General features: G+C 62.3%; 27 protein-coding genes, 2 tRNA genes and 1 pseudogene. 16 read left to right on the plus strand and 14 right to left on the minus strand.

Going from position 1 to position 25,884, the window contains the following annotated elements:
- The first annotated feature begins 2 nt into the window (after positions 1 to 2).
- Together hdaA and NKI47_RS28685 are read left to right on the plus strand one after the other, a co-directional pair.
- Entirely contained in the window at positions 3 to 704 is a 702-nt protein-coding gene (gene hdaA / locus NKI47_RS28680) for a DnaA regulatory inactivator HdaA (RefSeq protein ID WP_352594430.1), read from the plus strand.
- Positions 705 to 714: 10 nt separating this feature from the next.
- Positions 715 to 1,050 (plus strand): hypothetical protein, encoded by a 336-nt coding sequence (locus NKI47_RS28685; protein WP_352594419.1) that lies wholly within the window; start codon positions 715 to 717, stop codon positions 1,048 to 1,050.
- Between the two features lie 440 nt (positions 1,051 to 1,490).
- On the opposite strand, the gene NKI47_RS28690 is transcribed toward NKI47_RS28685, so the two are convergent.
- Positions 1,491 to 2,519, minus strand: coding sequence for a GlxA family transcriptional regulator (locus NKI47_RS28690; protein WP_352594420.1), 1,029 nt, complete (start codon positions 2,517 to 2,519; stop codon positions 1,491 to 1,493).
- 130 nt (positions 2,520 to 2,649) lie between these two features.
- Here NKI47_RS28690 and NKI47_RS28695 point away from each other — a divergent pair, with 130 nt between their 5' ends.
- Positions 2,650 to 3,477, plus strand: coding sequence for an alpha/beta fold hydrolase (locus NKI47_RS28695; RefSeq protein ID WP_352594421.1), 828 nt, complete (start codon positions 2,650 to 2,652; stop codon positions 3,475 to 3,477).
- Positions 3,478 to 3,601: 124 nt separating this feature from the next.
- Here the strand turns inward: NKI47_RS28695 and NKI47_RS28700 are convergent.
- Positions 3,602 to 3,678 (minus strand) — tRNA-Pro (locus NKI47_RS28700).
- 160 nt (positions 3,679 to 3,838) lie between these two features.
- Here NKI47_RS28700 and NKI47_RS28705 point away from each other — a divergent pair.
- The 3 genes from NKI47_RS28705 (at position 3,839) to NKI47_RS28715 (ending at position 5,562) form a co-directional block, all read left to right on the plus strand.
- On the plus strand, positions 3,839 to 4,144 hold the full coding sequence (locus NKI47_RS28705) for an ETC complex I subunit (protein WP_023677641.1): 306 nt from the start codon (positions 3,839 to 3,841) through the stop codon (positions 4,142 to 4,144).
- A 60-nt stretch (positions 4,145 to 4,204) separates the two neighbouring features.
- Positions 4,205 to 4,281: transfer RNA gene (locus NKI47_RS28710), tRNA-Arg, on the plus strand.
- Between the two features lie 60 nt (positions 4,282 to 4,341).
- Positions 4,342 to 5,562: an anion transporter gene (locus tag NKI47_RS28715; protein WP_352594422.1), complete on the plus strand. Its 1,221-nt coding sequence runs from the start codon at positions 4,342 to 4,344 to the stop codon at positions 5,560 to 5,562.
- Between the two features lie 106 nt (positions 5,563 to 5,668).
- Here the strand turns inward: NKI47_RS28715 and NKI47_RS28720 are convergent, their stop codons facing one another.
- The 4 genes from NKI47_RS28720 to NKI47_RS28735 form a co-directional block, all read right to left on the minus strand.
- Positions 5,669 to 5,980, minus strand: a complete 312-nt coding sequence (locus tag NKI47_RS28720; RefSeq protein WP_352594431.1) for a cupredoxin domain-containing protein — start codon at positions 5,978 to 5,980, stop codon at positions 5,669 to 5,671.
- A gap of 14 nt (positions 5,981 to 5,994) precedes the next feature.
- Positions 5,995 to 6,519, minus strand: coding sequence for a DUF4142 domain-containing protein (locus NKI47_RS28725; RefSeq protein WP_023677638.1), 525 nt, complete (start codon positions 6,517 to 6,519; stop codon positions 5,995 to 5,997).
- A gap of 104 nt (positions 6,520 to 6,623) precedes the next feature.
- Positions 6,624 to 7,295, minus strand: coding sequence for an RNA polymerase sigma factor (locus tag NKI47_RS28730; RefSeq protein ID WP_023677637.1), 672 nt, complete (start codon positions 7,293 to 7,295; stop codon positions 6,624 to 6,626).
- Between the two features lie 253 nt (positions 7,296 to 7,548).
- Positions 7,549 to 8,718, minus strand: coding sequence for a cystathionine beta-lyase (locus tag NKI47_RS28735; RefSeq protein ID WP_023677636.1), 1,170 nt, complete (start codon positions 8,716 to 8,718; stop codon positions 7,549 to 7,551).
- A 427-nt stretch (positions 8,719 to 9,145) separates the two neighbouring features.
- Between NKI47_RS28735 and NKI47_RS28740 the strand changes: the two genes are divergently transcribed.
- The 6 genes and pseudogenes from NKI47_RS28740 to NKI47_RS28765 all read left to right on the plus strand — a co-directional run bounded on the left by NKI47_RS28740 (position 9,146) and on the right by NKI47_RS28765 (position 14,195).
- A complete protein-coding gene (locus NKI47_RS28740) occupies positions 9,146 to 10,174 on the plus strand; it encodes an amino acid ABC transporter substrate-binding protein (protein ID WP_023677635.1) in 1,029 nt (342 codons plus the stop codon).
- Between the two features lie 63 nt (positions 10,175 to 10,237).
- Complete coding sequence (locus NKI47_RS28745) at positions 10,238 to 11,425, plus strand: amino acid ABC transporter permease (protein WP_023677634.1); 1,188 nt, start codon at positions 10,238 to 10,240, stop codon at positions 11,423 to 11,425.
- A gap of 4 nt (positions 11,426 to 11,429) precedes the next feature.
- Positions 11,430 to 12,587, plus strand: a complete 1,158-nt coding sequence (locus NKI47_RS28750; protein ID WP_352594423.1) for an amino acid ABC transporter permease — start codon at positions 11,430 to 11,432, stop codon at positions 12,585 to 12,587.
- 70 nt (positions 12,588 to 12,657) lie between these two features.
- A complete protein-coding gene (locus tag NKI47_RS28755) occupies positions 12,658 to 13,407 on the plus strand; it encodes an amino acid ABC transporter ATP-binding protein (protein WP_031194215.1) in 750 nt (249 codons plus the stop codon).
- Between the two features lie 255 nt (positions 13,408 to 13,662).
- Positions 13,663 to 13,986, plus strand: a pseudogene (locus tag NKI47_RS28760) (copper oxidase); the annotation flags it as partial.
- 38 nt (positions 13,987 to 14,024) lie between these two features.
- Positions 14,025 to 14,195, plus strand: coding sequence for a multicopper oxidase domain-containing protein (locus NKI47_RS28765; protein WP_352594432.1), 171 nt, complete (start codon positions 14,025 to 14,027; stop codon positions 14,193 to 14,195).
- A gap of 60 nt (positions 14,196 to 14,255) precedes the next feature.
- Here NKI47_RS28765 and NKI47_RS28770 read toward each other — a convergent pair whose 3' ends face one another.
- From NKI47_RS28770 to NKI47_RS28780, 3 genes are read right to left on the minus strand one after another with little or no spacing between them, the layout of a single operon-like run.
- Positions 14,256 to 14,969, minus strand: coding sequence for a HoxN/HupN/NixA family nickel/cobalt transporter (locus NKI47_RS28770; protein ID WP_352452778.1), 714 nt, complete (start codon positions 14,967 to 14,969; stop codon positions 14,256 to 14,258).
- Between the two features lie 30 nt (positions 14,970 to 14,999).
- Entirely contained in the window at positions 15,000 to 16,022 is a 1,023-nt protein-coding gene (locus tag NKI47_RS28775) for a cation diffusion facilitator family transporter (RefSeq protein ID WP_502898090.1), read from the minus strand.
- Entirely contained in the window at positions 16,019 to 16,282 is a 264-nt protein-coding gene (locus NKI47_RS28780; protein WP_023677629.1) for a metal-sensing transcriptional repressor, read from the minus strand. The genes NKI47_RS28775 and NKI47_RS28780 overlap by 4 nt, the downstream gene beginning before the upstream one ends.
- Before the next feature lie 105 nt (positions 16,283 to 16,387).
- Between NKI47_RS28780 and NKI47_RS28785 the strand changes: the two genes are divergently transcribed.
- Positions 16,388 to 17,059 carry a TIGR02117 family protein gene (locus tag NKI47_RS28785; RefSeq protein WP_023677628.1) on the plus strand — a complete coding sequence of 224 codons (672 nt, stop codon included), beginning with the start codon at positions 16,388 to 16,390 and terminating at the stop codon, positions 17,057 to 17,059.
- 27 nt (positions 17,060 to 17,086) lie between these two features.
- On the opposite strand, the gene NKI47_RS28790 is transcribed toward NKI47_RS28785, so the two are convergent.
- Both NKI47_RS28790 and NKI47_RS28795 read right to left on the minus strand, forming a co-directional pair.
- Positions 17,087 to 18,301, minus strand: a complete 1,215-nt coding sequence (locus NKI47_RS28790) for an FAD-dependent monooxygenase (RefSeq protein WP_352594424.1) — start codon at positions 18,299 to 18,301, stop codon at positions 17,087 to 17,089.
- Positions 18,302 to 18,320: 19 nt separating this feature from the next.
- Positions 18,321 to 18,566, minus strand: a complete 246-nt coding sequence (locus NKI47_RS28795) for a zinc-finger domain-containing protein (RefSeq protein WP_254820632.1) — start codon at positions 18,564 to 18,566, stop codon at positions 18,321 to 18,323.
- Between the two features lie 149 nt (positions 18,567 to 18,715).
- Between NKI47_RS28795 and NKI47_RS28800 the strand changes: the two genes are divergently transcribed.
- From NKI47_RS28800 to NKI47_RS28810, 3 genes are all read left to right on the plus strand, one after another.
- Complete coding sequence (locus NKI47_RS28800) at positions 18,716 to 20,917, plus strand: RNA degradosome polyphosphate kinase (protein ID WP_352458380.1); 2,202 nt, start codon at positions 18,716 to 18,718, stop codon at positions 20,915 to 20,917.
- Positions 20,917 to 22,449, plus strand: a complete 1,533-nt coding sequence (gene ppx / locus NKI47_RS28805; RefSeq protein ID WP_352594425.1) for an exopolyphosphatase — start codon at positions 20,917 to 20,919, stop codon at positions 22,447 to 22,449. The genes NKI47_RS28800 and ppx overlap by 1 nt, the downstream gene beginning before the upstream one ends.
- 63 nt (positions 22,450 to 22,512) lie before the next feature.
- Entirely contained in the window at positions 22,513 to 23,139 is a 627-nt protein-coding gene (locus NKI47_RS28810; protein ID WP_352594426.1) for a hypothetical protein, read from the plus strand.
- 18 nt (positions 23,140 to 23,157) lie between these two features.
- Here NKI47_RS28810 and NKI47_RS28815 read toward each other — a convergent pair whose 3' ends face one another.
- The 3 genes from NKI47_RS28815 to fumC form a co-directional block, all read right to left on the minus strand.
- The gene (locus tag NKI47_RS28815; protein ID WP_352594427.1) at positions 23,158 to 23,571 is read right to left on the minus strand and encodes a DoxX family protein; all 414 of its coding nucleotides are present in this window, start codon (positions 23,569 to 23,571) and stop codon (positions 23,158 to 23,160) included.
- 144 nt (positions 23,572 to 23,715) lie between these two features.
- Positions 23,716 to 24,150, minus strand: a complete 435-nt coding sequence (locus tag NKI47_RS28820; RefSeq protein WP_023677622.1) for a DoxX family protein — start codon at positions 24,148 to 24,150, stop codon at positions 23,716 to 23,718.
- Between the two features lie 128 nt (positions 24,151 to 24,278).
- Positions 24,279 to 25,676 (minus strand): class II fumarate hydratase, encoded by a 1,398-nt coding sequence (gene fumC / locus NKI47_RS28825; RefSeq protein ID WP_023677621.1) that lies wholly within the window; start codon positions 25,674 to 25,676, stop codon positions 24,279 to 24,281.
- Positions 25,677 to 25,884 lie beyond the last annotated feature (208 nt).

Raw genomic sequence — 25,884 nt, forward strand, 5'->3', positions numbered from 1 at the left:
AGATGCCGGACAAGATCGATCCGCCGCGTCAATTGCCGCTCGATCTAGGCCACGGCACCGGCTATTCGCGCGACGAGCTCGTCGTCTCCAGCACCAACAGCCAGGCGGCGGCGCTTGTCGACCGCTGGCCGGACTGGCCGTCGCCGGTCGTTGTGCTGGCCGGGCCGGCCGGCTCGGGGAAAACCCATCTGGCCTCGATTTGGCGGATCCGCGCCGACGCCGTGAAAGTGGAGGCCGGCCGCATCGGCGAGTGCATCGAAAACCTCGGCCCGCATCCGGCCCTGATCGACGATATCGATGCGGAACCGATCGATGAGCACGGCCTCTTCCACCTGATCAACGCGGTGCGCGGCGCCGGCTCGACCTTGCTGTTGACGGCGCGGCGCTTCCCGTCCGCCTGGGGCGTCAGGCTGCCCGACCTGGCGTCGCGGCTGAAGGCGGCGGCGACCGTCGAGATCCACGAACCCGACGATCTTCTGCTGGCCGGCGTCATCACAAAGCTGTTCGCCGACCGCCAGGTCGAGGTCGAGCCGCATGTCGTGCAATATCTGGTGCGCCGCATCGAGCGCTCGCTGGCCACTGCCATGCGCGTGGTCGAACGGCTCGACCGCACCGCGCTCGAGCGCAAGACGCCGATCACCCGCGCGCTCGCCGCCGAGACCGTCAGCGCCATGGACGAAGGGCAGGGCGAGTTCGAGATTTAGAGGATACAAAATGACGTCTGAATTCAGTGCATACGACATCATTGATCCGTTTCTGATGTCGTGGGCAAATCGGCACGGAATACGGGTCGCCACTAAATATCGCGACGACGATGTCCGTTCTATCTGGGTTTACGACAAGAATGGCAATCGTCGTGCTCAGTTGTGGCTCAATTTGCCTGACGTCAACGGCAACGTAACCATTGTGGCGTCGGTGCTGGATCCTAAAAGCGCTACACAATGGGGTGCCAGAGAGGAACGCCACGCGTCTCCCGAAATGCTGCAAGCCGCCCTTGAAGAACTACGGCCAATGGTTTTTGGCTGGGCCGGGGAAGGTGCATATACCTAGTTCTTACCTCGGCCGGTGTCTCATTTCGGGAAACAAACCTGGCATCTGTCTTGCACCTGACAGCTTGCCGGCTAATCCCGGTCCTGATTGCGTATCAAATCAGGTAGTAGGCTCGCCGGGAGATGGGGCGGTTGGGGTTCTCTTCCCGGCGAGCTTGCCATATGCGGCGATCCGACCAGTCGCCTTGAAGTGTGATTTTCTCGCCAGCTGATAGCGATATTCTCAACGCTGTCGGTCTTGCCTGGAAATAATATCGGCGACGTATTTTGATCGAGAGCCGTCCCACCCGCAGGCCGTGCATCGGTCGCTTTCGAAATTATGTTCGCAGTTTGGATATCCATAGAGCAGAGATGCGCATTCGGCACATAGATTGGCCATTGCGCTGCTGTCGGAAAAATATGTGCTGCCGCACTCATCGCAGGTCGCGATTGGTCGGTCCGTCATTGCTCTAGCCTCGCTACCGTTTCAGACCGATCGTCTCCCCCAAGCGCCGCTTGTTCCACGCCAAAGCGCCGGCGGTAATCGCCAGGCACGAGGCCGGTTATCCTGGCGAATACCTTGCGGAAGGAGCCGGGATCGTCATAGCCGACCTCCCAGGCGATCTGGTCGATCGATCGCATCGTGGTTTCCAGCATCTCGCGCGCCTTGCCGACGCGCAGGTGCTGACAATATTCGGTCGGCTTGAGGCCGGTGGCGCTGCGGAAGCGCCGCAGAAAAGTCCGCTCCTCCAGCCCGGCATGCTCTGCCATGGCGCCGAGCGTCACGTCGCGCGCGCCGTTCGCCTGCAGCCAATGCTGCACCTTGAGGATCGCTTCGTCGTCATGGGTCAATCGCGGCGCAAACGGGCTGTAAAAACGTTGCTCGCGGCCCGGCGGATCGATCAGCATGAAACGGGCTGTGTCCATCATGACGGTTGACCCGAGCACCCGGTCCACCAGCTTCAGGCCGAGATCGGTCCAGGCCATGTAGCCGCCGGCGGTGATGATATCGCCATCATCGATAACCAGCCTGTCGGCGTCGAGCAGGATGTCTGGAAAGCGTAGCGCCAGCGCGTCGCGATAGGCCCAGTGCGTCGTGGCCGCGCGACCGGACAACAGGCCGGTCTCGGCAAGCACGAAGGCGCCGGCACAGACCGAACCGAGCGTCGCGCCTGCCGTGTGGCGATCCCTGAGCCAGCCGGCATAGGGCGCGGCTGCTCCCCGAGCGATCGGATCTCCCAAGGTCGGCGGGAGGATAACCATGGCTGGTTCATTGTCGGCGCCGGGGTCGCTGTCGAAGGTGCGGACTACGGTGTGGCCCGCGTCCTCCAATTGCCAATGACTGACGCGAAGCCTCGCCGCCTCGGGCGACCGCTCGACAGCCAGCCGGTTTGCCAGCATGAAAAGATCGGTCAGGCCGAGCACGGCTGCTTCCTGCACGCCGGGATACAAGACAAGGCCGATTTCGATCAGATCACGCGCAGCCGTCATTTGTCAGTTTTGCCACGTTGAATGTCCGTTTTGCCAATGCTCACCCTGGCCGCACTGTTATAATTTGTCCAGCTGAAGGGGGCTAAAAGCTTCCCTGTTACCCCCAACTTTTCCATCAAGGAGTAGGACGATGAGCACATTCACCACCCATGACGGCACCGAGATTTTCTACAAGGATTGGGGCAAGGGCCAGCCGATCGTGTTCCATCACGGCTGGCCGCTGAGCTCAGACGACTGGGACAACCAGATGCTGTTCTTCCTCGAAAAGGGCTACCGCGTCATCGCACATGACCGCCGCGGCCACGGCCGCTCGTCGCAGACCGCGACCGGCAATGAGATGGACACCTACGCCGCCGACGTTGCGGCGCTGGCGGCGCATCTCGATCTCAGGGATGCGATCCACATCGGCCATTCGACCGGTGGCGGCGAGGTGGCCCGTTACGTCGCGCTTTATGGCGGTGGCGGCCGCGTTGCCAAGGCGGTACTGATCGGCGCCGTGCCGCCGATCATGGTCAAGACCGACAGCAATCCGGGTGGCCTGCCGATCGAGGTCTTCGACGGCTTTCGCGCCGCTTTGGTCGCCAACCGCGCCCAGTTCTACAGGGATGTGCCGGCCGGCCCGTTTTACGGTTTCAATCGCGAGGGCGCCAAGGTCTCGCCAGGGGCTATCGACAATTGGTGGCGCCAGGGCATGATGGGCGGCGCCAAGGCCCATTACGACTGCATCGAGGCCTTTTCCGAGACCGACTTCACCGACGATCTCAAGAAGATTGACGTGCCCGTCCTGATCATGCATGGCGACGACGACCAGATCGTGCCGATCGCCGATTCTGCGCTGCTTGCGGCCAAGCTGGTGAAGCACGGCACGCTCAAGGTCTACAAGGGCCTGCCGCACGGCATGTGCACCACGCATCCGGAGATCATCAATCCGGATCTGCTGGCCTTCATCCAGGGCTGACGGCTTGCATATCGGACGGGCAGCGCGGGCTCGTGCTGTCCGTCCGTCGCTTAAACATGACCGGCGACGGGAGACACACTCGAGCGTGATCCGCTTGCCCTGCCGACGAGATTTGCTTGATGAATGGTCGGAGTGGAGAGATTCGAACTCCCGACCCTCTGGTCCCAAACCAGATGCGCTACCAGGCTGCGCTACACTCCGAACGGTCTGTTGCCTAGTGATTTCGGCCCGCCAAAGCAAGCGTAAAAAGCCATCGGCCTTGCTGCCGGCGGCATTGCGCAGTAATGACGGGCTAGTGCATGGCCAGAGAACAGTAATGTGGTCTCGGGGTCGTGTGCTTGCAACCAGCAATGAGGTGGTCATGTCAGCCCGCATTTTCAGCCCAGCCAAAACCGCGATGCAGTCCGGCAAGGCCAAGACCGGCTATTGGGTGCTGGAATTCGATCCGGAGCAGCGCAAGAAGATCGATCCGCTTATGGGCTACACCACGTCCGGCGACATGCGAAGCCAGATCAGGTTGACCTTCGACACCAGGGAAGAGGCGGTCGCCTATGCCGAGAAGGAAGGGCTGGCTTTTCGCGTCGAGGAGCCGAAGGAAATCAAGCGCCGCCAGATTTCCTATGCGGAGAATTTCCGCTATGACCGCAGGACGCCCTGGACGCATTGACGGCCATGCCGGCCCGTGCCGGCGCCAAGAACAAATCAGCCGGTCGTGCGGCCGGCCAGCGGTCCCGTAGCTCAGCTGGATAGAGCACCGGCCTTCTAAGCCGATGGTCACAGGTTCGAATCCTGTCGGGATCGCCAATATTTTCAGGGTCCATTCCGGACAGGTTCACTCGCCAGTCGCACAGGATTTTCCAACACATGACAGCGATGGGCGCGGCGGCACTGCTGATCCTTGTCCTGACCTATGCCGGCGTTGCAATCGGCAGGATACCCGGGCTGCGCCTCGACCGGGCAGGGATCGCGCTGCTCGGCGGTGCGGCGATGATCGCCATCGGCGCGCTCGACATGGAGGACGCCTACCGCGCCATCAGCTTCGACACCATCACGCTTCTGCTCGGCATGATGATCGTCGTGGCGCATCTGAAAGTGTCGGGCGCCTTTCGCGCGCTCGGCGGGTTCGCCATCGAGCATGCGCATGCGCCGTTCATGCTGCTGGTGATGGTGACGCTGTTGACCGGCGTTCTGTCGGCGTTCCTGGTCAACGACGCCATCTGCCTGGTGATGGCGCCGATCGTCGTCCATGTCACCCGTGTCATCAACCGCAACCCGGTTCCCTATCTGATCGCCACCGCCACGGCCTCGAATTGCGGCAGCGTCGCCACCATCACCGGCAATCCGCAGAACATGGTCATCGGCGCGCTGTCGGGGATTTCCTATCCGGCCTTCTCGGCGGCGCTGGCGCCGGTCGCGGCGTTCGGCCTCGTCGCCGTCATCGTCATCATCCGCATCGTCTACCGCGCCGAATTTTCGCGCAAGGCCGAGCTCAGCCCCGAAGTCTATCGCGGCCGCATGCTGCCGGGGCAGGTGGTGAAGGCGGTGGTCGTCTGTGTCGGTTTGGCGATCGCCTTCTTCGCCGGCGTTCCAGTCGCCAAGGCAGCGCTGATCGGCGGCGCCATTCTTCTTTTGACCCGCGCCATCAAACCTGAGCGCATCTATCGCGAGATCGATGGGCCGCTGCTGTTCATGTTTGCCGGGCTGTTCATCGTCGTCGCCGGAGCGGAGAAGACGCTGCTGACGCCCGACATCGTCGCTTCGGCAAAGGACCTCGGGCTGAATGATATCTGGCGGCTGTCCGGTTTCACCGCAGTGCTGTCCAACATCATGAGCAATGTCCCGGCCGTGCTGGCGCTGAAGCCGTTCGTGCCCGGACTGGAAAACCCCGAGCGGGCCTGGCTAGTCGTCGCCATGAGCTCGACGCTGGCCGGCAATTTCACGCTGCTCGGCTCGGTCGCCAATCTGATCGTTGCCGAGCACGCGCGGGTCTCCGGCAAACCGCTGGGCTTCATCGCCTTCTTCAAGGTCGGCCTTCCGTTGACGCTGGTCACGCTTCTTGTAGGGACGGCATGGCTGGCGGCCTAAAGCGCGTCGCATTCGACGGCCTCATGCGGCGCGCTTTAGGCTCTTGTTTTATGCATGTCGTTAACGCAAAACCGCTGCACACTTTTGCGCGACATGCATCAGCCAGTCAGGGCGACGTCACCGTGAGATGGCCTTTCATGTTCGGATGGAAGCGGCAGAAATAATCGACCGATTCCGCCTTCTTCACCGTCAGGCTCGCCGCCTTCTTCGGCGGGATCATCAATTCCCAGGCGCCGTTGACGGTTGCCGTGTGGGCGAACACGTCCTTGTTTACCCACCTGATCGTGTCGCCGACCTTCGCCTCGATCTTTGCCGGCGAAAACACAAGCTTGTCGATCGTCACCTCGATGGTTTCGGCCTTGGCCGGCGCGGCACCCAAGGCCAATGCCAGCGCAACCCAAAGATGCCGCCTCGACATCATTGGCCCAATCCTCACTTCAGCATGCCGGCGACGTGTTCGGCGTGCTGTTCGTGACCCTGGAATATTTTCAGGCCGGTTTCCAGCAGGCTCTTCAACTCGGCATTGCTGGCCGACGGAATCAGCAGTGTTTCGAGCGCGCCATTGACCTGCTTGTGGTAGGCCACTTCGCTGGCGACATAGGCCTTGTCGAACGCCGCGCCCTTGAGCTTGGCAAGCTTGGCACGTTCCTCGGCCGCCGCCTTGGTCAGCGCCTTGCTGGTGGGGTTGTCCTCAGGCGTGACCTTGAGCTTCTTGACCAGGTCGAGAGCCTGTTTGTTGACCGCCTCGTGATCTCGCACCATGTCCTTGGCGAAATCCACGACCTCCTTGTTCTTCGATTTCTTCAGCGCCTGCTTGGCCGCCTCGACGTCAAGCACGCCCGCTGTGTAGGCGATATGTGCGATCTGCGGATCGGTCGGTTTGTCGGCAGCTTGCGACAAGGGCGCTGCGCTAAGCAGGAAAACTGCGGCCAGTGCCGTGGTCGATCGAATAAACATGATGCTCTCCTTCGCCCCGACGCGGAACTGCATCGGGCTTCGTTTTCAGTGATGCTCATTGGATGCAGGTCGCCGCCAAACGTTCCCGCGAAAATCGGCGCGGCCTATCCGGAAAGACCAAGCCGCTGCATCACGGCATTGGTCAGCCGTTCGCAGCGCCGGCCCGCGAAGGGAAAGGCGTCGAGCAGCACCGGGCCGATCTGGTCGTCCAGCGCCTTGCGCACCAGCGCGCGGGCGCGGTGCAGCCTGGTCTTGATGGTTTCTGGCCGCACGCCAAGCAGTTCGGCGGTCTCCTCGATGCTCAATCCCTCGATGACGCGCGCCACGAACACCATCCGGTAGACATCGGGAAGACTGTCGGTTGCCCGTTCGACAAGCTCAAGGATCTGCCGTTGCGCCATCGTCCGCTCCGGATCGTCGCTCGGGTTGAGGGGAAACCGGATGATTTCGGCTTGCGGGTTTTCAGGCATCGCTACCATTCGCCGCCTTTTGCGCAAGCGACCGAGCGCTTCGTTGATGACGATACGCGATAGCCACGTCGCGAGCGAGGCATCGCCGCGAAAGGCCTCGAGATGGGCAAAGGCGCTGACATAGGCCTCCTGGACGATGTCCTCGGCCTCGCTGTCGTTACGCACGACGCCTCGGGCGATGCGGTAGAGCCTTTGGTTGTGCGTCTTGATGATGGTGCGGAATGCATCGCCATCACGTGCCAGCGCGCGGCCGACAAGCTGCATATCGCCGGAAGCGGCGGGCGTTGCCGTCAACGCAGCAGGCATGGCCGATCTCCTGATAGGCTTCTCATCGCGACATTGGATGCATCGGCCGACAAAAGGTTCCCGACCGATCCCGCCGGCCAGCCTCAATCCGTGTCAAGGACTGGCAGAGGCTATTCTACCGCCTTCACCACGCCGCCGCCTCTATTTTGTAGAGCCGTATCATCGGTCGATCGGTCGCCATGATATCGCTCAGGATCGCAATTTTTCCAGGCTGTTACGCCGATTTTCTGACTCAGTTTGAAAAGGTGCTGGCTCAGGCCCCAGCGGCCGCCGCCAGCCCGCGCGCCAGGTCGGCCTTCAAATCCCCTACATCCTCGAGCCCGATCTGCAGGCGCACCAGCGGCCCGTCATACGGGCCCTTGGCGATGGTGCGGTCGCCAAGGAATACCGGCACGGCAAGGCTCTCATAGCCGCCCCAGGAATAGCCGAGGCCGAAAAACTTCAACGCGTCGAGGAAGGCGTGCTGCTGCTTCTGTCCGCCGCCCGCGAGAACGATCGAGAAGATGCCGCTCGATCCGCAAAAATCGCGCTTCCATATGGCGTGGTCGGGATGACTGGGCAGCCCCGGATGCAGCACCTGCGCTACGCCCGGCTGACCCTCCAGCCAGCCGGCGAGGGAAAGCGCGCTCTTTTGATGGTGCTCCAGCCGCACGCCCATGGTGCGCAGGCCGCGCAGCACCTGGTAGACGTCGTCCGGCCCGGCGCAGCAGCCCATCGTGTTGAACGTCTCGCAAAGCTGCTTCCAGCAGGCTGCGTTGGCCGACACCGTGCCGAGCAGCACGTCGGAATGGCCGGCCGGGTATTTCGTCGCCGCGTGGATCGAGATGTCGACGCCATGGTCGAGGGGGCGAAAGTAGAGCGGCGTCGCCCAGGTGTTGTCCATCATGACGATGGCGCCGGCGGCATGCGCTGCCTTGGCGATGGCCGGTATGTCCTGCACCTCGAAAGTGTTGGAGGCCGGCGATTCGGTGAACACCACCTTGGTATTGGGCTTGATCAGCGCCGCGATGCCGGCGCCGATGCGCGGTTCGTAATACTCGACCTCGATGCCGAGCCGCTTCAGCATCGTGTCGGCGAAGTTGCGGGTCGGGTGATAGACGGAATCGACGATCAGCAGATGATCGCCGGCCGACAGGAAGGCGAGCAGCGGCAGCGTCACCGCCGCCAGGCCCGACGGCACCGCGACCGTGCCGGCGGAGCCTTCCAGCGCATCGATCGCGCCGTTCAGCGCATCGGTAGTCGGCGTGCCGCGCGTGCCGTAGGTGTATTTCTGGCTGCGTGAAGCCATCGCCGCAGCATTGGGATAAAGCACGGTCGAGGCATGCACCACCGGCGGATTGACGAAGCCGAAATAGTCATGCGGGTTGTTGCCGGAATGGGCGAGCCGCGTGTTGACGCCCATCTCGCTGTCGTCTTTTGCCATTGCTTTTCGTCCCATGGGTTGGTCGTTAGCCATAGTGCGGCGGCATTGGCCGCGCAACCGCACCGCACTCGCCAGGCCAAGGTCTTGAATATGCCAATTCAGCAACGAGCCGTGGATCCGCGGGAAGGCTGCCAAGTGCGCTTGGCAACTCACGGTCGGACTTTGCCGGCTTTATTGGCGCGCTGACCAATTTGCGAGCGCGTTTGTCTGCAATTTCAGGCATTTCAGGCGGTTGGTTTTCAAAGTCTTTCGGATTTGGTCATTTCCCTTGACCTCACAGGAATAATCGCCTTCGATGTTGTTCGTGAATGGGAGGCAGCGCGTCGGTGACGATGCGGGATTCCGGTAACGGGCCGGGATACTTAGCTGCGTTCACACGGGAAAAAGTCAGGTTCGCCTGGAAAAAACAGAAAAGGGTCTGTGGGTCATGAAACACATTGCAATCGGCCTTTTGGGCGCCGCCGCGTTTGGCTTCGCGGCTTCGGCCGCATCGGCGAGCACGCTCGACGATGTCAAGGCGAAAGGCTTCATCCAGTGCGGCACCAATACGGGTCTTGCTGGCTTCGCGGCGCCTGACGACAAGGGTGAATGGAAAGGCATCGATGTGGATTTCTGCCGCGCCGTGGCGGCCGCCGTCTTCGGCGATGGCACCAAAGTCAAGTTCACGCCGCTCAGCGCCAAGGAGCGGTTCACCGCGCTGCAGTCGGGCGAGGTCGACATCCTGTCGCGCAACACCACCTGGACCATCAACCGCGATACGGCGCTTGGCCTGAACTTCGTCGGCGTCACCTATTATGACGGTCAGGGCTTCATGATCAACGCCAAGAAGCTTCCGGGCGTGAATTCGGCACTGCAGCTTTCGGGCGCGGCGGTGTGTGTGCAGAGCGGCACCACGACCGAGCTCAACCTTGCCGACTATTTCAAGTCGAACAAGATGGAGTACAACCCCGTCGTTTTCGAAAAGCTGGATGAGGTCAACGCCGCATATGACGCCGGCCGCTGCGACGTCTACACCACCGACCAGTCGGGTCTCTACGGCATTCGCCTGACGCTCAGCTCGCCGGCCGACCACGTCGTGTTGCCCGAGATCATCTCCAAGGAGCCGCTTGGGCCGGCCGTGCGCCAGGGTGACGACCAGTGGTACCACATCGTCAAGTGGACCTATTTCGCGCTGCTCAACGCCGAGGAACTGGGCATCACCCAGGCCAATGTCGACGAGATGAAGAACTCGGACAATCCCGAGATCAAGCGCGTGCTCGGCCAGGAAGCCGACACCAAGATCGGCACCGATCTAGGCGTCTCCAACGACTGGGTCGTCAACATCGTCAAGGCCGTCGGCAATTACGGCGAGATGTTCGAACGCAATGTCGGCTCCGGCAGCCCGCTGAAGATCGCCCGCGGCATCAACGCGCTGTGGACCAAGGGTGGCCTGCAGTACGCTCCGCCGATCCGCTGATCGAAAATGGATCCGGAAGGCAGATCGTCTGCCTTCCGGTCTCTCTTTCCAGGGGACTGTCGAATGGCATCGCAGGAAGTTCTTCGCGAGGAGCCAAGCCGCGGTTCCTTCATCAATGATCCGCGCGTCCGCGGCATATTCTTTCAAGCACTGGTCCTCGTCCTGCTGGTAGCGGGTGTCTGGTGGGTTACCCACAACGTCATCGCCAATTTGACGCGGCTGCACATCGCTTCCGGCTTCGGCTTTCTTAAGGGCCGCGCCGGCTTCGACATCAGCGAAAGCGCCATCGCTTATTCATCGGATTCGACCTATTTCCGTGCCATCCTGGTTGGCTTTATCAACACCGTGATCGTTGCTGTCGTCGGCATCATCACCGCCACCATCATCGGTTTCATCGTCGGCATCGGCCGGCTGTCGCATAACTGGCTGATCAGGAAGATCTGCACCGTTTATGTCGAGGTGTTCCGCAACATCCCACCGCTGCTGGTCATCTTCTTCTGGTATTCCGGCGTGCTCGCCGTGCTGCCGCCGCCACGCGAGAGCATCAATCTGCCGTTCGGCTCCTTTCTCAACCAGCGCGGCTTCTATTTTCCCCGCGCTATATGGGGCGAGGGCTCCTGGCTGATCCTGGTCGCACTGCTCCTCGGCATCGCTATGGCCTGGTTCGTCGCCCGCAAGGCGCGGCAGCGGCAGATGGCGACGGGACAGCCATTCCCGGTGTTCTGGACATCCATGGCGTTGATCGTCGGCCTGCCGCTGCTGGCCTACGCGCTGAGCGGCTTTCCGCTGAGCTTTGAATTTCCAAAGCAGTCGACCTTCAATCTCGTCGGTGGCTTTCAGGTCAGGCCCGAGTTCCTGTCACTCTATCTGGCGTTGTCCTGCTATACGGCCGCCTTTATCGCCGAGATCGTGCGCGCCGGCATCAGGGGCGTCAGCGCAGGCCAGACCGAGGCGGCCGCGGCACTCGGGCTGCGCTCGGGATCGATCCTCAGGCTTGTCGTCGTGCCGCAGGCGATGCGCATCGTTATTCCGCCGCTGACCAGCCAGTATCTCAACCTGACCAAGAATTCCTCGCTCGCCATCGCCATCGGCTATCCGGACCTGACGGCGACGGCCGGCACGGTCTTGAACCAGACCGGGCAGGCAGTCGAAGGCGTGGTGATCATGATGGCGGTGTACCTGGCGCTCAGCCTGATCACGTCGGCGATCATGAACGTCGTCAATGCCAGGATGGCGCTGGTGGAGAGGTAGGGCCATGCAAGAGCACGATATGTCCTGGGTGCGGACGGAGATGGCGCTGGCGCAGCCGGCGCCGTCGAGCGAGCGCGGCCTCACCGCCTGGGTCCGCAAGAATCTGATCGCATCGACCGGCGACGCCATCCTGACCGTCATCGGCATCGTGTTGGTTGCCATGATCCTGCCGCAGATCGTCAATTGGGCTTTCATCAACGCCCAGTGGACGGGACCGGACCGCACGGTCTGCGCCACCGTGGCGCAGGGCGGCATCCAGTCGGACGGCTGGACCGGCGCTTGCTGGGCCTTCGTCAACGCCAAGTTCGGCCAGTTCATGTTCGGCCGCTATCCCCTGGAAGAGCGTTGGCGACCGATCCTGGTGGCCATCCTGTTCGTGGCGCTGCTGGTGCCGCTGCTCATTCCGCGCGTACCGCGCAAGGGGCTGAATGCCATTCTTCTCTTTTTTGCACTGCCGGTCGTCGCCTTCGTTCTGCTGATCGGCGGCATGTTCGGCCTGCCCTATGTCGAAACCCCGCTCTGGGGTGGACTGCTGGTGACACTCAGCCTGTCCTTCGTCGGCATAGCTGTGTCGCTGCCGGTCGGCATCGTGCTGGCGCTCGGCCGGCGCTCGAACATGCCGATCGTCAAGCTGCTGTGCGTGATCTTCATCGAGACGGTACGCGGCATCCCGCTGATTACGGTGCTGTTCTTTGCCAGCGTGATGCTGCCGCTGTTCCTGCCGGCCGGCGTCAGCTTCGACAAGTTCCTGCGCGCGCTGATCGGCGTGTCGCTGTTTGCCGCCGCCTACATGGCCGAAGTGGTGCGCGGCGGCCTGCAGGCGATCCCCAAAGGCCAGTATGAGGGCGCCGATTCGCTCGGCCTCAGCTACTGGCAGAAGATGGGTCTGGTCGTCATGCCGCAGGCGCTGAAGCTGGTCATTCCCGGCATCGTCAACACCTTCATCGGCATGTTCAAGGACACCAGCCTGGTCATCGTCATCTCGATGTTCGACCTCCTCGGCATCGTCAAGCAGAACTTCTCCGACGCCAATTGGGCGACGCCGCAGACGGCCAGATCCGGCCTGGTGTTCGCGGCCTTCATCTTCTGGCTGTTCTGCTTCGGCATGTCGCGCTATTCAATGTACACGGAACGCCGTCTCGACACCGGCCACAAACGCTAAAAAAGGGGACCTTGTCATGGCCATAGAAAACGCCGTCAGCGCGGAAGAGATCAAGGTCAATGCCGCCAAGATGCATATTTCCACCACCGATGTCGCCATCGACATCATCGCCATGCACAAATGGTACGGCGAATTCCATGTGCTGAAGGACATCAATCTAAAGGTGATGCGCGGCGAGCGCATCGTCATCTGCGGCCCGTCGGGCTCCGGCAAATCGACGATGATCCGCTGCATCAACCGACTGGAGGAACACCAGAAGGGCAAGATCATAGTCGACGGCAAGGAACTGACCAACGATCTGAAGAAGATCGACGAGGTGCGCCGCGAGGTCGGCATGGTGTTCCAGCACTTCAACCTGTTCCCGCATCTGACCATTCTGGAAAATTGCACGCTGGCGCCGATCTGGGTGCGCAAGATGCCGCGGAAACAGGCCGAGGAAATCGCCATGCATTTCCTCACGCGCGTCAAGATCCCGGAACAGGCCAACAAATATCCCGGCCAGCTTTCCGGCGGCCAGCAACAGCGCGTGGCGATCGCCCGCTCGCTGTGCATGAACCCGCGCATCATGCTGTTCGATGAGCCGACCTCGGCTCTCGATCCGGAAATGATCAAGGAAGTGCTGGAGACGATGGTCGGGCTGGCCGAGGAAGGCATGACCATGCTCTGCGTCACCCACGAAATGGGCTTTGCGCGCAAAGTCGCCAACCGGGTGATCTTTATGGATCAGGGTCAGATCGTCGAGCAGAACACGCCGGCCGAGTTCTTCGACCACCCGCGCCATGAGCGCACGAAGCTGTTCCTGTCGCAGATCCTGCACTGATCCTGTACGCCGGTTCGGGACAAGACCGGCGGACCGGGCTCTCTGTCTTGCTGGCTTCGCGCGTATTCGACGAGCGCTGACCGTGCGCTGCGCGAGAAGATAGCAAGCGTGCTTCAGGCCGTTCGAGTGGTCACGTTGCAACCTGGTACCTAAGGCCGGCGCGGATCATAAGCGCGCCTTCCGCGTTCATTTCCATTGGGAGTTGTATAACAAGCAGCGTGGGCGCGTGCGGCGGCAGGTCAAGGTTTCATCCTGATGCTCATCCAACCGATCGATTATTTTCTTGTCGTTTGGTTCGCGCTGGCGCTGGCTTCGACGCTTTATGTCGGCTTCGACCAATATCGCAACAATCCCGAGCCGGTGGTGATGAAATGGGGCTTCATCCTGGTCACCCTCTATATGGGTCCGCTCGGCTTGCTGCTTTACGTGCTCGCGGACAAGGAGCCACGGCCGGGCGAGCATGAGGTGTTCACCCGGCCGCTCTGGAAGCAGGGCGTCGGCTCCACCATCCACTGCGTCGCCGGCGATGCCACCGGCATCATTCTTGCCGCCGCCGTCACGGCGGCGCTCGGCCTGCCGAGACGGTCCCCGCTTCGGGTCGTTTCCTTGCCGATACGATCAACGTCGGGCCGGGTCAGCGCTACGACGTGATCTGGATGGCGCAGCGTCCGGGGCATTGGCTGATCCATTGCCACATCCCGCATCACACCACGAACAACAATGTCGAGGAGAAGGGCCGGCGGCGGGCTGATGGTCGTGATCGAGGTGACATGACCGGCGTCGCCTAGGCTCGTTCCAGCCGGTGCACCGGCCCGGACACCATGCAGTGGCTGGGGCCAAATTTTCTCTCAAGCTGAGGTGATCTGCCAGACAGCGACGCCGGCAAGGGCGAGACCGGCGGCGCCCTCGATGGCCCGGGAGATGGTTTCGAACAGCCGTGGCTGGCGCGCGAAAAACTGTACAAGCCGTTCCCGAAACACGATCGACAACACGGCGACGCAGGACAGCGTCAGCGCCACGCCGACCATCATGGTGATGGCAAACAGGACGCCCGCTGCCGGAACACCCCTGGACATCGCGAAAGTCATCGCGAAAAGCGTAAGCGGACATGGGATCAGGCCTGCCATGACGCCGACAGCCTCGCCCTCGTGCCTGTGGTGATGGCTGTGGCTCAAAGCGCGCCAGAGCATCCAGACGCCGATGAGGCCGAGCAGCCCGCGACTGATGTGCTCCAGAAGCGGAGCGCGGCCGACGCTGCCCAATGCTATTGAGACCAGTGGCAGCGAGAGAGCCGCAATCAGAACGGCAATCGTCACATGCGTGAACGATAGCGTGATAGATACGAGCAGACCACGCGAGACCTTCGCATCCGAACCGGCAAGATACGTCGCCAGGACGGCCTTGCTGTGCCCCGGCGTCAGCGCATGGGCAGCCCCGAACACGACGCCCATCGGCAGGAAGGCCATGAACGCCAGCCAATTGCCTCCGGCCGCAAGCAGCTTGATCTGTTCGCCGAGCGTCAGATAGATCGTGCGCTGAAATTCGACGAGCGTCTGGAACATCGGACGAGACTAGCAGAAAATCGGCGAGCGTCAGTGCATGTGGCCGTGGTCATGCGTGTGCTCGTGAGGATGGTCGTTCTCTCCACGTTCCGTTGAAAACCGCACATTCGCCTCAGCCAGGGCCGGCATATGCTGGGATAGTTCGTCCTTCAGCGCTGCGGCGATCTTGTTCGCCGCCGACAGCGGCAGGGTTTCGTCCGCGGCAATTGCGATGTCGGCGTGCAATCTATGACCGATCCAGCGCGCCTTGGCATCGACAATGCGCGCGCCCGGAACATGCTCGGCGGCATGTCGGATTTCGTCCATCACACCGGGTTCGATTCCATCCAGCATGCGGGTCAGCACCGAGCGGGCCGATTGCCAGACGATACCGAAGATCGCAATCGTGATCAGCAGACCGACGATCGGATCGGCCAAGGAAAAGCCGAACCAGACGCCGATGGCTCCGATGACCACGGCAAGGCTGGTAAGTCCATCTGTGCGGGCGTGGTAGCCGTCGGCAATCAGTGCCGCGCTGTTGATTTCGCGACCGACGCGGATACGGAACACGGCAACCGCCTCGTTGCCGAGGAAGCCGACAATGCCCGCCGCAGTCAGCCAGCCCAGGTGTGTCACCACTTGTGGATTGATCAGCCTGTCGATGGCTTGGTAGGCAGCGACTACAGCGCTGAACAGGATGATGAGCACGATGATGATGCCGGCCAGATCCTCGACCCGGCCCAAGCCATAGGTGAAGATCCGCGACGGCTTGCGCCGCGCCAGCACGAACGCAATCCATAGCGGGATCGCCGTGGTCGCATCGCCGATGTTATGGATCGTGTCGGCCAGCAATGCCACGCTCCCCGACAACGCAACCACGACCATCTGCAATGCCGCGGTGATGGCCAGGATCACGAACGACCATTTGATTGCCCAGATGCCCCGGTCGGTGGTGGCAATTGTCGCGTCGATGACGCCATGGCTGTGACCGTGCGGACCGTGACCGCCGTGATGATGTGCGGCGTGCGAGCCGAACCCGAGCCAGTCCAGAATGCGGACTACGATGGCATTCATAGATATTTCGCCAGCTGCTTAAGTTCCGCCAGCGAGTTGCCGCCGGTTTCCACGCTGTCCGTCAGGCAATGCTCGATGTGATCGTTGATCAGCTCGCGCTTGGCGCTGCTGATGGCCCTTTCGACGGCATGAAGCTGCTGCGCCAGGTCAACGCAAGGGCGATGCGCCTCGATCATCGCCAGCACCGCCGCAAGGTGGCCTTGCGCGCGCTTCAGGCGCTTTACGATGGAAGGATGCGAAGCGTGGAGATGATCTGACATGCCTTCAGCATATCCTCCCGGGGAGGATACGCGTCAAGCTCTAAGTCAGCTGTTCAATTTCCGGAGAGGCTTCACCTTGAACATTGCTTGGTCTATGCCTTCCCCATGAAGAAGCTTGCCCGTTTTCTTGGCCTGCTGGTCGTTGCAGCAGTCCTTGCGGTGGCGCTGGGCACGCTGCTGCCGCGCCCGCTCTGGCCGGCGGCCGTTGCCGATCCGATCGGCACAAGCCACCGTATCCTGATGCTGCAAAATCCGATCCACACCGACATCGCCATCCCGGTCGACGACGATGTGCGCCGGCGCTTCCATTTCCTGGTCGATGCCGGCATTCCAGCAGACATGGCGGAGGTCCGCTACATCGTCTTCGGCTGGGGCGGCCGCGCCTTCTATCTGGAGACCCCGACCTGGTCGGAGCTGAAGGCGGTGCCGGTGATGAAGGCGCTGACGGTCGATGCCTCGGCAATGCATGTCGACATTTCCGTCGACATCGCCGAGCCGCATCGCGACGTCGCTAGCTTCGACATCGGCGAGGAGCGGTTTACGGCGCTGCTAGATTACATTGCGGCAAGCTTCCGGCAGGGGCCGAACGGGGCCATCCCGATCGAGAGTGCGGCCTATTCCCGCTTCGATCGGTTCTTCGAAGCCAATGGCCATTTCAACGCGCTGGTCGGCTGCAACACCTGGACGGCGGCGGCACTGCGCACGGCCGGGCTGCGCACCGGCTGGTGGAATCCGCTGCCGGCCTCGCTCGGCCTGTCGATGCGGCTTTACAATTGACAAGGCGACTTAGGACCGCCGAGCGTCCTACGCCCACCAACCATAGAGCCAGTCGAGATCGGCGGCGAGCTTTTCGGGCGAGCGCATCGCCAGGAACAGGTTGCGGGCCATCGCCACCGGCCCGGCCGCATGCCAGGCGAGGCGGTTGATGGCGCCGCGGCGGGCGACCTGGGCGACGCGCGGCCGCCGCGCCTGTTCCCAGGCGGCAAGCGCCCCCTCAAGATCGGCTGTGGAGGCCGCAACGAAGCCGGCAAGCGTCGCCGCGTCCTCGATCGCCATCGCCGCGCCCTGTGCGGCAAACGGCGTCATCGCGTGCGCCGCATCGCCGATCAGCGCGATGCCTTCCGGCGTCGTCCATCGCCGCTGCTCGACGGTGTGGATCGGCCATGCCATCCACGGCGCCGCCTCGCTCGCCAGACGGACCAGCGCCGGCGCGGTACCGCGCATGGCGCTGGCGAGGCTGGCGGGGTTGGCATGCCCCGACCAGCCCTCGGCGATGCGCTCGCCCCCAGTGAAGGCGGCGAGGTTGAAGGCAGTGCCACGACTGACCGGATAGGCGACCATATGGAAGCCGGGATAGAGGAATGCAGTAACGCAATCGGGCGCACCGATCGCTGCAAAGGTTTGTCCGGCGGGGCTGTCGGCGGCCACCGTGGCGCGCCAGGCAAGCTCGCCCGAAAACCGGCTTCTCCGGAAATCGGCTGCGTTGCGGGCAAGCGTTTCTCGCACCGACGACCAGACGCCATCGGCGCCGATCAGCAGACAGCCAGCCTCGACCGTGTCGCCATCAGCCGATGCAGTGACGGTAACACCTTTCGATCCGGCTGCGATGTCGGTCACCCGCGCGCCGGCGAGCAGATCGATACCGGGCTGCTCCGAAACTCGCTGCATCAGCGCTGACTGCAGATCCGCGCGGTGGGCAACGAGATAGGGCGCTCCCCAGCGCGTTTCGGCCGCCTGGCCAAGCGGTACGCGCGCCAGCTTGCGCAGCGTGGCGGCATCCTTGAGCACGACCGCCTCCGGCCGCACCGCCGTCGCCAGCAGCCGATCGAGTACGCCGAGCTGCCGTAGGATGCGCGTCGCGTTGGGCGAAAGCTGGATACCGGCGCCGGCAGCCTCGAGGTGCTGCGCCTGTTCGAACAGTTTTATCCGATAGCCGCGCTCGGCGAAGGCCAGTGCCGCGGTCAGCCCGGCGACGCCCGCCCCGGCGATGACCACCTGCCGGGACTGCGTTTCCTGCATCAGGTTTGTCGCGGAAGAATCAGGCGGCCTGGTCGATATAAAGGCAGCCCGGCGGCTGCGTTTCCAACGCCTTCAGCTTCGGCGAATAGCGATAGAGCGTCGAGCAATACGGGCAGACTTTTTCATTGTCGTCGCCCATGTCGAGAAATACATGGGGGTGGTCGAAAGGCGGATTGGCGCCGGTGCACATGAATTCCTTGACGCCGATGTCGATTGCCGGATAGCCCGCATCGTTCTGGAAATGGGGAATGGAACCGCCTGCCATCGTCGTCTCCTGATCTTGTCGATTGCATCTGGATCATAACCCGTCTCTTTGCAAGATCGATGAAATGAAACTGTCGCAAAAGCCTGTCAGAGGATAAGTTAAGCCGGTTAAGGCTATGGTCGTCGAACGGTGTGGGAAGAGCGGAAACCATGAACGAACTGAAGCCGGTGCAGAACGAATTCATCACCGTCGAGGCGGCGAGCCGCGAAGGCGGCAATCCCGACCGCTTCGTCAACCGCGAGTTTTCCTGGCTGCAATTCAACCGGCGCGTGCTCGAAGAGTCGCTGAACGCCAATCATCCGCTGCTCGAGCGTGTTCGCTTCCTGTCGATATCGGCCGCCAACCTCGACGAGTTCTTCATGGTCCGCGTTGCGGGTCTTGCCGGCCAGGTGCGCGAGGGCATCGTGCTGAAGAGCCCGGACGGACGCACGCCCGAGCAGCAGCTTGAACAATTGCTGCGCGAGGTCGAGCGCCTGCAGGAGGACCAGCAGAAAAGCCTTTCGGCGCTGATGCTGCTGCTCGACAAGGAAGGCATCGAGAGCATCACCCGCGATGCGCTGAGCAAGGACGAGAAGATCTGGCTCGAGGACCATTTCCAGGAGCAGGTATTTCCGGTGCTGACGCCGCTGTCGATCGACCCGGCGCATCCGTTCCCGTTCATTCCCAATCTCGGTTTCTCGATGGCGTTGCAATTGCGCCACCGTAAGAACGGCGAGGAAATGAGCGCGCTTTTGCGCCTGCCGGTGGCGCTGAGGCGCTTCATCCGCTTGCCGGATCGCAAGCGCCATGTCCGCTTCATCCCGCTCGAGGAGGCGGTCGGTCTTTATATCGGCAAGCTGTTCCCGGGCTACGAGGTCAAGGGTTCCGGCACGTTCCGCATCATCCGCGACAGCGATATCGAGGTCGAGGAAGAATCCGAGGATCTGGTGCGCCTGTTCGAGACGGCGCTGAAGCGGCGGCGCCGCGGCTCGGTTATCCGGATCGAATTCGACCGGCTGATGCCGCCCGAACTGCGCGACTTCGTCGCCGGCGAGCTTGGCGTTTCGGCAAGCCGCATCAGCGTGCTCACCGGTCCGCTGGCGCTCAGCCAGATCTCGGAGATCGTCGCCGTCGCCCGCGACGATCTGAAGTTCACGCCCTACAATCCGCGCTTCCCCGAGCGCATCCGCGAGCATGGCGGCGATTGTTTTGCGGCGATCCGCGAGAAGGACATCATCGTCCACCACCCCTACGAATCCTTCGACGTCGTGGTGCAGTTCCTGCGCCAGGCAATGGCCGATCCGGAAGTGGTGGCGATCAAGCAGACGCTCTATCGCACCTCCAACGACAGCCCGATCGTGCGCGCTCTGGTCGACGCCGCCGAGGCCGGCAAGTCGGTGACCGCGCTGGTCGAGCTCAAGGCGCGCTTCGACGAGGAGGCCAACATCCGCTGGGCCCGCGACCTCGAGCGCGCCGGCGTCCAGGTCGTCTTCGGCTTCCTCGAACTGAAGACCCATTCGAAAATGTCGCTGGTCGTGCGCCGAGAGGATGGCAGGCTGCGCAATTACGTGCATCTCGGCACCGGCAACTACCACCCGGTCACCGCGCGCATCTACACCGACCTGTCCTTCTTCACCACGGCCCCGACGATCGCGCGCGATGTCGCCCAGCTGTTCAACTTCATCACCGGCTATGCCGAGCCGGCCGAGCAGATGCGGCTGGCCATATCGCCGTTCACGCTGCGCGACCGCATCCTCAAGCACATTTCGGACGAGATCAGTCACGCGCTGGAGGGCAGGCCCGCCCGCATCTGGATGAAGATGAACGCCTTGGTCGACCCGATCATCATCGATGCCCTCTATGATGCCAGCCGCGCCGGCGTCGAGATCGATCTCGTCGTGCGCGGCATCTGCTGCCTGAGGCCGCAGGTGCCCGGCCTGTCGGAGAACATAAGGGTGAAATCGATCGTCGGCCGTTTCCTCGAACACAGCCGCATCTATTGCTTCGGCAACGGCCACGGCCTGCCCTCGGACGGGGCGATCGTCTACATCTCCTCGGCCGATCTGATGCCGCGCAATCTCGACCGCCGTGTCGAGACCATGGTGCCGATCACCAATCCAACTGTGCACGAACAGGTGCTCGGCCAGATCATGCTCGGCAACATCATGGACAACCAGCAAAGTTTCGACGTATTGGCTGACGGAACCTCCCGGCGCGTCGTGCTGGAGGAGGGCGAGGAACCGTTCAACGCGCAGGAATATTTCATGACGAATCCGAGCCTGTCCGGACGGGGCGATGCGTTGAAGTCGCATGCGCCCAAGCGCATCGCGCAGTTCAAGCGCCGCAAGAAACAGAACGCAGCGACGGGCTGATGATTTCAGCGTCCCAGGGCCGGCTCCAGGACCGCCGACCGCTGTCCATCATCGATATCGGATCGAACTCGATCCGTCTTGTCATCTATGAGGGGCTGGCGCGCTCGCCGACCTTGCTGTTCAATGAAAAGATGCTGGCCGGCCTCGGCCGCGGCATCGTTTCGACCGGAAAGCTCGATCCCGAGGCGGTGACGCGCTCGATGGAAGAGTTCCGCCGTTTCCGCGCGCTCTCCGACCAGGCCGGCGCCGAGCGCATGTATGTGCTGGCGACCGCCGCCGCCCGCGAGGCGGTCAACGGCCCCGACTTCATCCACCGCGCTGAGGATGTGCTCAAAACCGAGATCCAGGTGCTGAGCGGCCGCGAGGAAGCCCATTATTCGGCGCTCGGCGTCATCTCCGGTTTCCATCCGGCCAACGGCATCGCCGGCGATCTTGGCGGCGGCAGCCTCGAGCTGATCGATATTGACGGTGAGACGATCGGTGACGGCATCACGCTGCCGTTGGGCGGCCTGCGCCTGCAGGACATGGCGAAGAACTCGCTGACCCAGGCGGCAAAGATCACGCGCGAGCAACTGGCGCGGGCGAAATTGTTGAAGGGCGGGCAGGGCAGGGCGTTCTACACGGTCGGCGGCACCTGGCGAAACCTCGCCCGGCTGCACATGGAAATGACCAACTACCCGCTCGGCGTCATGCACCATTACGAGATCGGCATCGAAAGCGCCGCGAACTTCCTCCGGCAGGTCGCCAAGGTCGAGATAGATAAGATCAAAGGCATCGAGGGCATCTCCAAGAACCGCCGTTCGCTGCTGCCCTATGGCGCCATCGTGCTGCAGGAGATCATGGCGGCGATGCAGCCGTCGAAGATCATCGTGTCGGCGCTGGGCGTGCGCGAGGGCTTTCTCTACTCGCTGCTCGACGAGGCCGAGCAGAAGGCCGATCCGCTGATCTCGGCGGCGGAAGAGCTTGCCCGCCTGCGCTCGCGCTCGGTCGACCACGCGCATGAGCTTGTCGAGTGGACCGGCAAGGCGTTCGCCGCCTTCGGCATCGACGAGACCAGGGATGAGGCGCGCTACCGCCACGCCGCCTGCCTGCTCGCCGATATCGGCTGGCGTGCCCATCCCGAATATCGCGGCAAGCAATCGCTCAACATCATCGCCCACGCCTCGTTCATCGGCGTCGATCATCCCGGCCGCGCCTTCCTGGCGCTTGTCAGCCTGTTTCGCCACGAGGGCGTGTTCAATGAAGCCGCTCCGGAAATCCGCGGACTGGCGACACCGCGCTATCTCGAGCGCGCCCGCGTGCTGGCCGCGCTGCTGCGCGTCGTCTATTTGCTGACCGCGGCAATGCCGGGCGTCATGCCACGGCTGAAATGGGAAAACCGCGGCAATGGCGTGCTGGCGCTGGTGCTGCCGGCAGCGCTGGCCGATCTTTACGGCGAGCGGCCGGCCGGCCGGCTGGCACAGCTGGCAAGGGTCACCAATCGCCGGCTGGTGCTGGCAGTCGAGGGCGGGCCAAGCGTTTCTGTGAAGTAGTTTCAGGCACGACGCCAATTGCATGTGGCAATTCGCTGCAAGCTCCACGCTTGGGAGAAGATCGTGAAATCCAGTCAAATCCTGCCGCTGCTGCTTTCCGTCCTGTCATTGTTGATTGTCGACGCGGCCAGAGCTCAGACGGTTTCCAAGGTTTCCGTTGCTGCAAAAGGCGCGTTTGAGTTTGAGAAGAGTTATCCAAAAGGCGCAGACGGCAAAACACCATTCAATCTGCTCAAAGGTTTTTTAAAACCTAAAAGTGGGCAAAAGATAAATTACTTTGTATTTAGAATAAGCGACGAAATGATCAAATTTCAAAGATCGATTTCGATGAACACGTTTTTTGCGGACGTTAATCTCTGTCCTGGCGCTGTCGATCGAACTCTGTCCGTTCATCAGCCCCTCGGCAACTTTCTTGACCCTGTCGTGGGCCGAACCGACCTGTTGCCATACCTGAAGAGGGCAAGCCTGATCCAATTGCGTAACTACCTGTATGTCGCGATTGACAGCAATCTTCGGAGCTACTCCCCCAAGGGCGCAGATCAATATGGATATGAATGGCTGCCGATCGCGGTGGAAAGCAGACAGGTTTGCCTGACCATCAGCGTCGGTCAAATGGGGCATGGCGCCTTTCTCTCTCAGCCCATAAACATAACCAGGCTTGCGGAGTTCGTCTTTCTCGACAGCAAATGAGCCGAGCCGGGCGGCAGCTTAGCCCGTCCCTGCAGCCATCCGGCCGTCGGCCGACCATGCACCCGCGCCAGCCATCGCCAGCGCCAGAAAACCGCCTGATATGGCGATGTCCTTCATCAGCATCTGTGAATGCATGAAGGTCAGCGTCGGATCGTCGCCACCCTGGCCATAGTGGCCGATGAAGCCCGCCGCGATGCAGAACGCGGCAAGCAGGAGCGCCACGATCGGCGTCTTGAGGCCGACGAGGATGAGCAGTCCGGCGATCAGCTCGAACAGGCTCGTCGCCCAGGCTACGAGCGTTGGCAGCGGCAGGCCGAGGCCGGCAAAATAGCCTGATGTGCCGGCAATGTCGGTAAGCGCGTGGAAGCCGGACGGAACGAACAGCGCGGCGAGCAGCAATCGGGAAAGCAGAAGCAGCGCATTGCGGGGCATCTTCACCTCCGTTGTCGACGGCCGCTTGGCCTGGCGCCCGATCTTAGCAGGTTTTCCGTCAGCGGACCGAAGGGCACAAACCGACAACGAAAAAGGGGCGCGGAAAATTCCGCACCCCTTTTGTCCAAGCAATGCTGGACTGCTTCAGCCGCGCTTGGCGTCGATCGAATAGGCGCCTGGGCCCGAGGAGGCCAGCACGAGGAAGCCGCCGGCAATCGCAACGTTCTTCAGGAAATTGATCATCTGCATCTGATCGGCCCAGCCGGTGTGGGCGACCAATGCGGTGGCAACGGTGAAGATCGCCATCACCCAGCCGACGATCCGGGTCTGGAAGCCGACGAGGATGGCGAGGCCGCCAAGCAGTTCGATCAGGCCGACGACAATGGCGGTCACCATCGGCAGCGGCAGGCCGAGGCTGCCGAAATAGCCGGCCGTGCCGGCAATCGCCGTCAGCTTGCCGAAGCCGGAAAGCAGGAAGATGACCGAAAGCAGGATGCGGCCGAGCAGGATCGTGCCCGAGGCGCCGGCGGCGGTGCCGGAACCGGCAAACGAAGTGTTGGTGGACGTGTTGGTGGACATGCGTAACTCTCCAGAAGGGTTTGGCCAAACGGCTTGGGATACCCGTCTAGTTAGCGCAGGCCGACTGTTCACCAAAGACGCCAGATTGGTTACGGATTGTTCACCCAGGTAACGTTTTCGCGATCAACTTACCCCGGATGCGTCATGTCCTGCGGCCGCACCAGCCGCTCATAGTCGGCTTCGCTGACCAGCCCGGTGGCCAGCGCTTCCTCGCGCAGCGTTGTGCCGTTCTTGTGCGCCGCCTTTGCAATCTTGGCCGCGTTGTCGTAGCCGATCGTCGGCGCCAGCGCGGTCACCAGCATCAGCGAACGGTCGAGTGCCGCCTTGATGTTGTCCTCGCGGGCCTCGATGCCGACGACGCAATTGTCGGTGAACGACACCGAAGCGTCGGCCAGCAGCTGCACCGACTGCAGGAAACAATAGGCCATCAGCGGATTGTAGACGTTGAGTTCGAAATGGCCCTGGCTGCCGGCGAAGCTGATCGCCGCATTGTTGCCGAAGACCTGCACGCAAACCTGCGTCATCGCTTCGCACTGGGTCGGGTTGACCTTGCCCGGCATGATCGACGAGCCCGGTTCGTTTTCCGGCAGCGACAATTCACCGAGGCCCGAACGCGGGCCGGAACCGAGCAGACGGATGTCGTTGGCGATCTTGAACAGCGCCGCCGCGCAGGCATTGATGGCGCCGTGCGAGAAGACCATGGAATCATGGGCGGCAAGCGCCTCGAACTTGTTCGGCGCGGTGACGAAATCGATGCCGGTGATCGCGGCGATACGCGCCGCCACCTTTTCGGCAAAACCGACCGGCGCGTTGAGGCCGGTGCCGACCGCGGTGCCGCCTTGCGCCAATTCCTGCAGGCCGGGCAGGGTCAGTTCGATGCGCTTGACCGACGAGGCGACCTGCGCCGCATAACCGGAGAATTCCTGGCCGAGCGTCAGCGGCGTCGCGTCCTGTGTATGGGTGCGGCCGATCTTCACAATATGGGCGAAAGCCTTGGTCTTGGCCTCGAGTGCCGCATGCAAATGTCTTAGCGCCGGCAGCAGGTCGTGGATGATGCGCTCGGCGCAGGCGATGTGCATTGCAGTCGGATAGGTGTCGTTCGACGACTGGCTCATATTGACGTGGTCGTTGGGATGCACCGGCTTCTTCGACCCCATGACGCCGCCCAAAAGCTGGATCGCCCGGTTGGAGATCACCTCATTGGCGTTCATGTTGGACTGCGTGCCCGAACCGGTCTGCCAGACGACCAGCGGGAAATGCTCGTTGAGCTTGCCGTCGATGACCTCCTGGGAGGCCTCGATAATGGCCTTGCCGATCGCCGGATCGAGCCGCTTCAGCTCCATATTGGCCTCCGCTGCCGCCCGCTTGACGATGCCCAGCGCCCGCACGATCGAGGCCGGCTGCTTTTCCCAGCCGATCTTGAAATTGGCCAGCGAACGCTGCGCCTGCGCGCCCCAGTAACGGTCGGCGGCGACCTCGATGGGACCGAACGTGTCGGTTTCGGTTCTGGTCTCTGGCGCGCTCACGAAGTCTCTCCGGTTTGCAATTTGCAAACGGCGTATCGCGTTGCACAAATGCCTTCAAGCGGAGATTGCGGGTGACGGGAATGCAAATCGGTTGAAGCAGCGCCTTTTCCTTCTCCCCTTGTGAGACCTTTGCACAGAAGCCGATTGGTGATTCTGTGATGATGGTCGAAGCAGGGAGATTCGGGATGGCGGATCGTGTTCTGGGTCA

It is taken from the genome of Mesorhizobium sp. M0633, assembly GCF_040320645.1.
Lineage (GTDB): Bacteria > Pseudomonadota > Alphaproteobacteria > Rhizobiales > Rhizobiaceae > Mesorhizobium.

Coding starts and splice junctions, on each gene's coding strand:
- hdaA (WP_352594430.1), top strand. CDS start 3: ATGCCGGACAAGATCGATCCGCCGCGTCAATTGCCGCTCGATCTAGGC.
- NKI47_RS28685 (WP_352594419.1), top strand. CDS start 715: ATGACGTCTGAATTCAGTGCATACGACATCATTGATCCGTTTCTGATG.
- NKI47_RS28690 (WP_352594420.1), bottom strand. CDS start 2,519: ATGACGGCTGCGCGTGATCTGATCGAAATCGGCCTTGTCTTGTATCCC.
- NKI47_RS28695 (WP_352594421.1), top strand. CDS start 2,650: ATGAGCACATTCACCACCCATGACGGCACCGAGATTTTCTACAAGGAT.
- NKI47_RS28705 (WP_023677641.1), top strand. CDS start 3,839: ATGTCAGCCCGCATTTTCAGCCCAGCCAAAACCGCGATGCAGTCCGGC.
- NKI47_RS28715 (WP_352594422.1), top strand. CDS start 4,342: ATGACAGCGATGGGCGCGGCGGCACTGCTGATCCTTGTCCTGACCTAT.
- NKI47_RS28720 (WP_352594431.1), bottom strand. CDS start 5,980: ATGTCGAGGCGGCATCTTTGGGTTGCGCTGGCATTGGCCTTGGGTGCC.
- NKI47_RS28725 (WP_023677638.1), bottom strand. CDS start 6,519: ATGTTTATTCGATCGACCACGGCACTGGCCGCAGTTTTCCTGCTTAGC.
- NKI47_RS28730 (WP_023677637.1), bottom strand. CDS start 7,295: ATGCCTGCTGCGTTGACGGCAACGCCCGCCGCTTCCGGCGATATGCAG.
- NKI47_RS28735 (WP_023677636.1), bottom strand. CDS start 8,718: ATGGCAAAAGACGACAGCGAGATGGGCGTCAACACGCGGCTCGCCCAT.
- NKI47_RS28740 (WP_023677635.1), top strand. CDS start 9,146: ATGAAACACATTGCAATCGGCCTTTTGGGCGCCGCCGCGTTTGGCTTC.
- NKI47_RS28745 (WP_023677634.1), top strand. CDS start 10,238: ATGGCATCGCAGGAAGTTCTTCGCGAGGAGCCAAGCCGCGGTTCCTTC.
- NKI47_RS28750 (WP_352594423.1), top strand. CDS start 11,430: ATGCAAGAGCACGATATGTCCTGGGTGCGGACGGAGATGGCGCTGGCG.
- NKI47_RS28755 (WP_031194215.1), top strand. CDS start 12,658: ATGCATATTTCCACCACCGATGTCGCCATCGACATCATCGCCATGCAC.
- NKI47_RS28770 (WP_352452778.1), bottom strand. CDS start 14,969: ATGTTCCAGACGCTCGTCGAATTTCAGCGCACGATCTATCTGACGCTC.
- NKI47_RS28775 (WP_502898090.1), bottom strand. CDS start 16,022: ATGAATGCCATCGTAGTCCGCATTCTGGACTGGCTCGGGTTCGGCTCG.
- NKI47_RS28780 (WP_023677629.1), bottom strand. CDS start 16,282: ATGTCAGATCATCTCCACGCTTCGCATCCTTCCATCGTAAAGCGCCTG.
- NKI47_RS28785 (WP_023677628.1), top strand. CDS start 16,388: ATGAAGAAGCTTGCCCGTTTTCTTGGCCTGCTGGTCGTTGCAGCAGTC.
- NKI47_RS28790 (WP_352594424.1), bottom strand. CDS start 18,301: ATGCAGGAAACGCAGTCCCGGCAGGTGGTCATCGCCGGGGCGGGCGTC.
- NKI47_RS28795 (WP_254820632.1), bottom strand. CDS start 18,566: ATGGCAGGCGGTTCCATTCCCCATTTCCAGAACGATGCGGGCTATCCG.
- NKI47_RS28800 (WP_352458380.1), top strand. CDS start 18,716: ATGAACGAACTGAAGCCGGTGCAGAACGAATTCATCACCGTCGAGGCG.
- ppx (WP_352594425.1), top strand. CDS start 20,917: ATGATTTCAGCGTCCCAGGGCCGGCTCCAGGACCGCCGACCGCTGTCC.
- NKI47_RS28815 (WP_352594427.1), bottom strand. CDS start 23,571: ATGCCCCGCAATGCGCTGCTTCTGCTTTCCCGATTGCTGCTCGCCGCG.
- NKI47_RS28820 (WP_023677622.1), bottom strand. CDS start 24,150: ATGTCCACCAACACGTCCACCAACACTTCGTTTGCCGGTTCCGGCACC.